The organism is uncultured Butyricimonas sp. (assembly GCF_959596855.1).
Lineage (GTDB): Bacteria > Bacteroidota > Bacteroidia > Bacteroidales > Marinifilaceae > Butyricimonas > Butyricimonas muris.
This window is the reverse complement of sequence record NZ_CAUFYA010000010.1, coordinates 107766-118677: the sequence shown is the minus strand read 5'-3', so window position 1 is coordinate 118677 and position 10912 is coordinate 107766. Positions and strand designations below refer to the sequence as shown.

At 38.9% G+C, this 10912-nt stretch carries 7 protein-coding genes; all 7 read left to right on the top strand.

The window, feature by feature from the left end; translation table 11 throughout:
• Positions 1-1713: GldG family protein (locus Q5866_RS06745; RefSeq protein ID WP_303179641.1), on the top strand; the 1713-nt coding region annotated here is incomplete at its 5' end.
• A gap of 123 nt (positions 1714-1836) precedes the next feature.
• Complete coding sequence (locus Q5866_RS06740) at positions 1837-2415, top strand: RNA polymerase sigma factor (protein WP_222621209.1); 579 nt, start codon at positions 1837-1839, stop codon at positions 2413-2415.
• Positions 2416-2464: 49 nt separating this feature from the next.
• Positions 2465-3622: a FecR family protein gene (locus Q5866_RS06735; protein ID WP_292266933.1), complete on the top strand. Its 1158-nt coding sequence runs from the start codon at positions 2465-2467 to the stop codon at positions 3620-3622.
• Between the two features lie 143 nt (positions 3623-3765).
• The gene (locus Q5866_RS06730; protein ID WP_292266931.1) at positions 3766-7134 is read left to right on the top strand and encodes a SusC/RagA family TonB-linked outer membrane protein; all 3369 of its coding nucleotides are present in this window, start codon (positions 3766-3768) and stop codon (positions 7132-7134) included.
• 17 nt (positions 7135-7151) lie between these two features.
• Positions 7152-8618 carry a RagB/SusD family nutrient uptake outer membrane protein gene (locus tag Q5866_RS06725; protein WP_292266929.1) on the top strand — a complete coding sequence of 489 codons (1467 nt, stop codon included), beginning with the start codon at positions 7152-7154 and terminating at the stop codon, positions 8616-8618.
• Positions 8619-8628: 10 nt separating this feature from the next.
• A complete protein-coding gene (locus Q5866_RS06720; RefSeq protein ID WP_292266926.1) occupies positions 8629-9315 on the top strand; it encodes a DUF4843 domain-containing protein in 687 nt (228 codons plus the stop codon).
• A gap of 17 nt (positions 9316-9332) precedes the next feature.
• A complete protein-coding gene (locus tag Q5866_RS06715) occupies positions 9333-10823 on the top strand; it encodes a PKD-like family lipoprotein (protein ID WP_292266923.1) in 1491 nt (496 codons plus the stop codon).
• Positions 10824-10912 lie beyond the last annotated feature (89 nt).

Below are 10912 nucleotides of genomic sequence, written 5' to 3'. Positions count from 1 at the left end.
CAAAATATTGACTTCGTGCGGGATTTGACTTATTGGTTGTCCATTTCCGGTCGCTCGAAGATATTTTTGGAAGGTATGATTTGTAGCCGGGATATTTTTTATTTCGTGTTGGTTATTTTCATGTTTTTGGCATTCACGTTCATTAAATTGCAAGGGGAACGGTTGAAGAGGACCGTGTGGCGGACGTCCGGTAGTTACTTGTTTGTTTTCGCTATGGTGTTATTGGCAGGATATGGTTCTTCACGTCCTCAAATGATGGTTTATTACGATGCAACGGCGACGAAATTGAATACCCTTACAGAGAATAGTCAGGAGATAGTGAAACAACTGGACGGGGGGCTGACCTTGACGACATACGTGAATTTATTGGATGATACTTGGTACAACGGTGCTCCAGATTCTAAAAATTACGATATGGAGCGTTTCGAGAACTACGTGCGCTTCAAACCCGAGATGAAAATCAATTACGTGTATTATTACGGGAAAGGTACAAACCAGCACTATGACAAGGTGTACAAAGATTTGTCCGTGGAAGAACGAATGAAAAAAGTATGCGAGGGATACGATTATAACCCGGAAATGTTCATTTCTGCGGAGGAGGTGCAGAAAATGGATGACATCTCGGAAGAAAACGGACGTTTTGTTCGGGTTTTCAAACGGGATAACGGTCAAAAAGCATTTTTGCGTATCTATAATGATATGTATGTCCATCCCTTCGAGAGTGAGATCACGGCGGCATTAAAAACGTTGGTCGGCAAATCACCTCTGGTAGCGTTTGTCAAGGGACATGGGGAACGTGAATGTAACGATTACGGGGATCGGGGATATGCCGCTTTTGCCAAGAATCCGACGTTCCGGAGTGCACTGATTAACCAAGGTTATCAAGTTCGGGAATTGACGCTTGGGGAGTCCGTTCCGGATAACGTGGATGTATTGGTTCTTGCCGATATGAAATCAGCTTTTACCCCGGAAGAACAAGCGAATTATGATGCTTATGTGGAGCGGGGTGGTAATTTGATTGTGTTAGGGGAACCGAAACGCCAGATATTCATGAACCCCGTGGTGGAGAAGTTGGGATTGCGTTTTTCTGATGGAATTCTGGTAGCTCCGTCCAAAGAATATTTAGATGATATTATTGCCGTGAATGTCATGGAGGGAGCGTTAAAAGCTTCGCCCTATTTTATGGATATGATAAGACGGGGATATACCGTAATAACCCCTTCTGCGTGTGCCGTTCAAGTGGTGGATGGGAACAAAGGTTTTGAAATTTCGGAAGTATTGGCAACTTCTCCCCGGGGCTCTTGGCTTGAGTATGAAACAACGGATTTTGTGAATGAAACTTCCAAATTGAATCCGGAAAAAGGAGAAGTCGAGCAATCCAATTCGGTCATGCTATATTTGACACGGGATATACCGGATAAACCGCAGCAACGGATATTCGTGCTCGGTGATGCCGATTGCTTGTCCACGAAAGAATTATCAACCCAACGGGCTGGATTGAACGGTGCGAATTTTAGCATGATCACGGAAATGTTCCGCAGCCTCTCTTATGGGGAATATCCGATAGAAACTGCTCGGGTGCGTCCACCGGATGATAATGTCAACATCCCGCAGGATTCAATGTTCTGGCTTCAGCTATTCTTTATTTGGTTGATTCCGCTTTCCATTCTGGCGTGGTGCATCATGTTCTTGATCGGGAGAAAGAGAAAATAATTTTCGAAGACTGTAGATGTGTTTTGTGAAGGAGGTGTCCGTTAATTTCGGATGCCTCCTTCTTTTGTCAAAGTGTTTTCAAAATTATGGGAAGGTTTTGGTATTTCAAATTAAGTCGTATATTTGTACAAGTTACGTGAAGGTGTACAAATGAATACGGATGATAATTTATTGATCAAACAAATTGCCCGAGGGGATGAGGGAGCATTTAAAGCTTTGTATGAAGAGTTTTTTCATGTATTGCTGGCAGTTGCTTGTAAATACGTGGAACGGGAAGTGGCGGAAGATATCGTGCAGGATGTGTTTTTTAAATTGTGGAGTACTCCTCAAAAATTTCTGCACACGACAGATTTACGTTTTTATTTGTATCGTTCGGTTCAGAACGGGTGTTTGAATTATATCCGGAACAAGAAAGTTGAGGAGGGGTATAGAAATAAAGCAGAGATGGTCACGGAAGATTTCTTTTATAATGTTTTGTTGGAAGAAGAAATTTTTATTCGGTTGAGAAAAGCTGTCGATGAACTTCCGGAGAAATATCGCGTGGTAATAAACTTGAATTTAGATGGATTGAGTGACAAAGAAATTGCCGAAAGGTTGGGTATCACGCTCGATGCTGTCAAACAGCAGAAAAAGAGAGGAAAAGAGCGATTGAGAGAGCATCTGGATCATCCTTTCTTGATATTGTTTTTGATTTTTCTTTAATTTTTTGTCACTTTTCTTGTTGTTCCGTGTCATTTAATAAAAAAATAAAATGACGGAACGATTTCAATATATTAATCACATTGCAGATTTAATTGCTTTAGAGCTAACAGGGAAAATTAGTGGAGAAGAGCAACAAGAATTGGACTGTTGGAAAAAAGAGTCTCCGGAGCATATGGAGTTATACAAGAAATATCATTCGGAGATTTTTGTGGCTCATAAATTTGAATTTGTAAAGGAACATGATCTTAGAGAAGCCTATCAAGTTTTCGAGGAGAGAACATATAGAGCCGTACGACGTAGACGGAGAATCATGTTTTATCGCTACGTCGGAGTTATTCTTTTGTTATTTACGCTTGGAAGTATCGTTTTTTTGACTCGGGAGAAAGAAGAAGTTCCTGTATTTTTAGCACAAAAGATAATGCCTGGGACTTGTAAAGCTGTCCTAACCCAACCGGACGGTTTGAAAGTGGATATTTCAAATACATCTTATTTGGATTATATTACAAATAAGTCTTTGCCTGTAGTTTCCATGGAGAAGGAGGAACTCGATACACTTCCCTTGCGTTATTATACCATTACTATACCACGGGGCGGAGAGTATTCGTTGACACTAAGTGATGGTAGTATTTTGACAATGAATTCGGAGTCAGAAATTCGTATTCCGGAGAATTTTGATAAAAGACAACGGGATGTTTACATGAGTGGGGAGATTTATTTCGAAATAGCTCGGGATACGGCAGTCCCTTTTATTGTTCATACTGATCGCGGAAATATTAAAGTTTTGGGGACTTCTTTTAATGTTAGGGATTATCAGGACGAAACTTTTCTGGAAACAACTCTTGTAAGTGGAAAAATTGCATTTAATCAATCCGAAAAGGAGGTTTATTTGAAGCCTAATGAACAGTTGCGTTTAAATAAAGAGAACGGAGAAACTACAGTGGAAATGGTTGATGTTCGTTTATATTGTTCGTGGAAAGAGGGGCGTTTTGTTTTCGAGAAGGAACGTTTGGAAAATATAATGAATACAATATCCCGATGGTATAACATTAATGTTTCTTATGAAGATCAAGCCGTGAAGGATATTTTATTTACCGGAAATATCAAACGGTATGGTGACTTGGAACAAGTGATTGAAATGTTGAAATTAATAAACAAAATTGATATCGAAGTAAAAGGAAATGATGTTTTTATAAAGGATTGCCAATAAAAAAAACAGGTAATACTCTCAATATCACCTGTTTAATTCTCCCGGAGAATGTCCGGAAAAATAGTATTTATTTGAATTACAAATGTATGAAAAAAAAGTTCAATTACAAAGACCATAGATGTGGTCTTCGAAAATGTTCTATTATGATGAGGTTTACAATCTTATTTATCTTGTTGTCAGTTCTCCAGATCAGAGCTGAAGTGAAATCACAGGAAACATTGTTTAATCTGAAGATGGATGATGTTTCATTGATAGAAGTACTAAAGGCAGTTGAATCTCAAGGTAATTATACTTGTTTGTATAGTTACAGCGAGGTAGCTGATGTATTACATCTGAGTATAGATGTAAAGAATGCAAGTGTCCAAGATGTTTTGAAACAAGTGTTGAAAGGAACGAATTTGCAGTTCAAAATTGTAGATCAAACAATTGTTATTCAGAATGTGAAATCTAAATCTGAATCGACGAAAACCGAACAGAAAAAAATTAAAGGGCGTGTGCTGGATAAAGAGCGGCTTCCACTTCCCGGGGTGACTGTTTTGATTAAAGGAACACTTGTGGGGTGTGCTACTGATACGGCGGGGCGTTTTACTTTGGTGTTACCTGAAAATAAAGATTTGACACTAGAATTCCGTTTTGTCGGCATGGAGCCAAAAGAGGTGAAATTGAAAGATATCACAGATCAGAATATTCTGGAAGGGAAAACTGATTTGTTGGTGGTGCTTATGGAACAAGCAGAGAGCCTCGATGATGTTGTCGTGACGGGATACGCTAATGTTAGAAAAGAATCATACACGGGTACGGCAGTCAGAATAGAGGGGAAAGATATATTGAAGGTTGGAAACCGTAACGTGATATCGGCTTTACAAGTATTCGATCCTTCATTTCGGATTATGGAAAATAATTTGATGGGGTCGGATCCCAATACCATACCGGAGTTTTATATTCGGGGACAATCGGGGGTCGGTATTCGAGAATTGGATGTCTCGGATGTTTCTGAAGCAAAGTTAAAAAATAACCCCAACTTACCTATTTTTATTTTGGATGGTTTTGACGTGAGTGCTGAAAAAATCTATGATATGGACCCAACCCGTATTCATAGTATCACGATATTGAAAGATGCGGCAGCAACAGCTATTTATGGTTCCCGGGCTTCGAATGGTGTCATTGTTGTTGAAACGAAAGCCCCGAAAGCCGGGAAGTTAAATGTGAGCTATAATCTAGTTGGTAGTATCACAACCCCGGATTTATCCAGCTATGATTATTTTGATGCAAAGGAAAAATTGGATGCGGAGGTTGCTGCCGGATATTACGAGGTGAATGACCAGCAATCACTTCGAGAGGTTTACGCCCACTATATTGATAAGATGAATGCTATCAATAAAGGAGTCGATACTTATTGGCTGAGTCAGCCGTTGAGAACCGGTTTTAATCACAAGCACAGCTTGTACGTGGATGGTGGTAATGATGCTGTACGTTATGGGATAGAACTTCGGTACGATAACGAGAACGGGGTGATGAAGAAATCATACCGGAATCGGGTGGGAGCCGGTTTTTATATTGACTATCGTTTGAAAAATATGCAGATACGTAATCATGTTTCCTATGATCGGGTAAATGCGAAGAATTCTCCATTTGGTAGTTTTGCCGATTTCGTGAAACAGTTACCCTATAACGAGATGAAAGATGAAACGGGACACTACTTGCCGACTTTGACAATGTATGGTAGTGGTAATCCTCCCGTGAATCCGATGTTCGAGGGGAAGGAAACAAAGAATTTCGACAAGAATTATTATGAGGAATTCACGAATAATTTTATGTTGGATTGGTATATTACAGATGCTTTCCGATTGAAAGCCCAATTGGCGTTGACCAAAAGAGTAGAAGGTTCAAAGACGTTTATAGATCCGAAATCAGGTACTTTCGCAAACGTGAGGGATGATCTTGGTGAGTTGAAAGGTTCTTTAGCTGTTTCTGACGGTAAGGATTTTCACTGGACCACGAATTTGTTGTTAATGTATAACCAAACTTTCGGCAATCATTATTTAACAGGGACATTGGGCTTAAATACAACCGAAACGACGTATTACAGTACTTCAAGTGCTTACAAGGGATTCCCTTCCGGAAGTTTGAATTCCATCATGTATGCCCAGCAGCAAGATGGAAAAACACAGGAAACGGATAATCATACTCGTTTATTTGGAGCATTTCTGACGATGAACTACTCGTATAAAGATATTTACTTGTGTGATGTATCTTGTCGTTTGGACGGTTCCTCTGAATTTGGTGCGGATAAAAAGTGGGCTCCATTTTGGTCTGCGGGAGTTGGTTTGAATGTACATCGTTATAAATTTTTAAATGATAACGAATGGATTTCTCAGTTAAAGCTTACGGCTTCTTTCGGACAAACCGGTAAGGTAAATTTCCAACCCTATGCGGCCAAAGATATTTATGAAATCTATGATAAGAATTGGTACATCACGGGAATGGGCGTACAATTAATGGCTTTAGGGAACACCACACTGGGATGGGAAGTGAAAAATGCCACGAATGTAGGAGCGGAAATCACGTTGAAAGAAGGTTTGCTTTATTTGAAAACAACTTACTATCACGAGAAAACCACGGATATGATCACGGAGATCGATATTCCGTCATCATTCGGTTTCAATAAATATTTTGATAATTTGGGAGAAATCAAAAATACAGGTTTTGAATTCCAGTTACGTTCGGATATATTGAATAAAAAAGATATGTTGTTTTCAGTATTTGCCAATCTTTCCCACAATAAAAATGAGATATTGAAAATATCCAATTCATTGAGTAATTATAACGATAAAGTAAATGAACATTACGAAGGTTATAATCAATGGAATTCCAGTGACGAGAAATACGCGAAACCATTTATGAAATATGAAGAAGGTGGTTCGTTAACCTCCATTTTCGGAATGAAGTCTTTGGGGATTGATCCGTCTAGCGGGCAGGAAGTATTCGAGAGAAAGGACGGAACAATTACCTATGATTGGGAAGCAAACGAGCAACAGATAATAGGAAACACTGAGCCCGATGCTAAAGGTTCATTTGGTTTTAACTTCATGTGGAAATCATTATCTGTTTACGCTTCTTTCATGTATGAATTCGGGGGAGAACGCTACAATGATACTTACCCTACTCATATTGAAAGTGTGGATTTATGGAGACATAATGCGGATAAACGAGTTTATTCCGATCGTTGGATGCATATCGGCGACCGTACTCCATTGAAGAATATTGCAGACCGGTCGGCAGTATCTCGTCCAACTTCCCGTTTTGTTCAAAAATATAATACCCTTGATTTTAATTCATTGAGTGTTTCATGGTCATTTGAAGGCAATTGGATTAAGAAGTTAAAAATAAACACTTTGAAGTTACAATTTAATACGACAGGATTGGCTCATTTTTCAACGGTAAAACAAGAAAGAGGGACATCCTATCCTTATGCCAGAGTATATGATTTGACATTGAATGTTAGCTTTTAATCGTAAAAGTGTTGATTATGAAAAGAAATATTGTTTTATTATTATTATTCGTGTTGACGGCTTCATGTAATGATTGGCTGGAAATTACACCGAAGAGTCAAATAAGTAAGGAAAAATTGTATTCTGACGAAATTGGCTTTCAGAATGCCTTGAATGGTATATATCAAGGAGCCTCTGTTTCAGATTTGTATGGTAAAAATCTGACTTGGGGTATGTTAACAGCTATTTCTCAGACTTATAATCCGGAATCACTACAAGAGGCGGAATCTTATTTTTCTGAATACACGTATGACAACGAATATACGAAACCTATTGTTACTGCGGTTTGGGAGGGGCTATACAAATTAATTGCTAATTGTAATTTACTATTGAATGAGATAAGTGATGCTTCTCCCTCGTTATTTACTTTGGATACAGTATCTAAAAATGTGATTACCGGGGAAGCGTTAGCGTTGAGAGCCTTCTTCCATTTTGATATTATTCGTCTTTACGCTCCGGCTCCGGTGACGGAGGATGAAACTCCCCTAATTCCGTATCAGGCAGAATGGCCTTCGGAGATTAAAACGAATCTCGGCGTGACGGCTGCGTTGGAGGAGGTCATCAAAGATTTGTTATTGGCAAAAGACTATCTTGCTTTATGCGATACTTCGTTTAACAAGTCGGCCATGTCTAGTTTTGATGCTCGTTTTAATGGTAATTTCTGGCCCGCTCAAGGTGGTACTTTTATGAATTACCGGGGAATGCGGATGAATTATTGTGCAGTTTTGGGAATGTTGGCCCGCGTGTACCTTTATAAGGGAGATAAGGAACGTGCTTATCAATACGCGTGGGAATTTTATAATAAGTTCGTGTTTGGTAAAAAATGGTTTAAATATAATGCTCCCTATGACTTTACAGATGATTTGACATATCGATGTAAGAAGCATTTGTCTGATTGTTTGTTTGCTTTCTATAATTTTGACTTGCTGGATAATTATGCTGATTATACGGTATATTGGGGCGACCCGATGATGATTCAAGGTGTGGATGAAATTTTTGAAAATGACGGAGATGATTATCGTAAAAATTATCTATTGGAGAAGAAGGAGGACTGGGAGACGACCTATACCTCTCTAAAATACAGAAGAGTGAATTCATTCTCGATAGATTCCGGGGAAGGACGTGTATTGCCCAACTTGCGAATGAGCGAAATATATTATATTTTGATCGAGTGCTTGTATGAAAAAGATCAAGCAAAAGCTTTTGAATTATTACAGGAATTGAGAAGGGCTAGAGGGTGCAAGCGTATAGTGAGCTCTGCTTTGGGAATTAGTGATTTACAGGATATTTTGATTAATGACGCTCGCCGGGAATTTATAGGGGAGGGGCAGTTGTTCTTCATGTATAAACGATTGAACAAATCTATTTTGAGTGTCGGTGCGGCAGTTAATCCCAGCAATAAGGTATTTGTATTTGGAATCCCGGATAGTCAGAAAATCTATTAATTAAGAAATTATGAAAAGATATTTATATTTAGCATTGTGTTTGTTGGGGATGATCGGATGTTCAACAGACAATATTGATTTGTATCAATCAGATGGATATATTTCTTTTGTGAATAAAGAGGCGGATACACTTATGATTTCGTTTTTCCTTTTGGGAAATTTGCAGGAATACGACTTACCTGTTGCGGTTCGGTTTACAGGAGATCCTCTGCTGGAGAAAGAGGCTATTTCTCTTTCTGTGAATAAAGAAGGGACAACAGCTGACACTAAATTTTATGATTTGCCTCAACCCGAGTTTCAGGCGATGAGCCATTTGGATACTTTCTACGTGAAACTTAAAAATTTCCCGGAATTGCAGCAGAAGACGGTTACCATATGTTTGGAACTGGCTGAAAACGAAAATTTTAAACTGGGAGATCGTTATTATCGTCGGATGCATTTGAAGATAAATGATAATGTTGCAAAACCTTCGTGGTGGACTCCTGATGTCGAGACTTATTATTTAGGGGGGTATTCCGATAAGAAATTTCGGGAATTGATGACAGCGGCACAACCCGATTTGAGTAAGGTGGACGAAGGGTTAATTCGTACTTGGGCTTTGAAATTGAAATATCATTTGGAAGAACGGGCATCTTCTCCGTTAGGACCTGTCACGGAGGTTGACGGTTCATTAATGAGTGTTCCTGTCAGAGGTTAATCTAAAATGAGAAAACGATGAGAATAAATAAATTACTTTATGGAATATTAATTGCCGTTTTCGGTTTTTCATCTTGTTATGATGACAAAGGCAATTACGATTACAAGGAATTGGGCGTTAACGATATCACAATATCATTTAAATCTTATACGGTAACACCGTTTTACGGTGAGCCTGCAATATTTGTTCCGATAATTAAATATGCCAATAATGAGGTTGATACGACAATTTATAAATTTGAGTATTGTTTTGAGAAGTATGGTGTTGTGTGTACGGAGCGGAACATGAATTATGTGTTTCAAGGTGAAACGGGTAGTGTGTCCGGAATTGTGATAGCAACGGATACAACCACGGGTAAGAAATGGTATCAGTCGGTTTCTGTTTCCTATCAAAGTCCTTACGAGAAGGGATGGATAGTTTTATCCGATGATGGAGGGAAATCTCGACTCAATATGATACGCTTGAGGAATGACGAGTATCTCACAGACCAGAAATTGTACACGACGCTTTATGGTGAAGATTTGGGTACACAACCTTATCGCTTATTCTTGAATACAAAGGGAATGTCTTGGAATGAAAATAAGGAATTGCGTGTGCTACAATATGGTCCGGAGGGTTCGGTTTCCTTGAATCCGAAGAATTTGGAGAAAACAAAAACACTTGCATCGGAATTCGCTTCCGGCGAGGAACCCGATGGCTTGAAACCTGTTACTATGGGATTCTCGGCTAATGCTGCTGTTGTTGTAGGTGACAAAGGGGATATGTACACCCGAACTTATAATAATGATAAACTGAATTATAGTATGTTTGTGGATATACCGATGAAGTATAACAATCGAATATTGGATATTCAATATGTTTTGACTGATCATCCGATCCAGACTATGTATAATATTATCATATATGATCGGGCAACCCAACGTTTTATGACGATTTATGCGGCAGCTTATTATTACGCGGGTACGCCCAGTGTATTGAATCCTCCGGTTGTATTGCCTCCTAATATTCCTACACCGAACAAGCTGACAGGCTACGAGAATTTATATTCCCAGTTGTTCAACACCAGTTATTATGAAACGGGAGTGTTCGCTTTATTGAAAAACGAGGAGGGGAAAATTTTTGCTTACTCTTTTTCTTATGACACTGGCGATGATGTATGCACGGCTTTATCCATGAGTGAATTTACCGCAAGTGACAAGGTAAATGAAAATACAAAATTTCATCGTTTGAGATCCAGACCTTATTTATTTATCGCTACGGGTTCAGCCTTGTATTATTATGATTTGAACACGAATATAGCATATCCTTACAAAACTGATTTTTCCGGGAATATCACTTGTATCGAATCGGATTATATAAATAAAGACTCTGCGGTGGGTATAGGTTTGGATAATGGCGAGTTTTATTTGTTGGATGTGTCGGAAGATGTATTTATGAGCGGACAAATTCCGGAACCGATATATCATACGAAGGTGGCGGGGAAAGTCGTGGATTGTTTGTGTAAGTAGAATTTTATAAAAAATGAGATAGGTGTTATCAGGACAGGGAAGACAACCTGTCCTGATATTAGAGAACACGTTTTTTTTTACATATATGT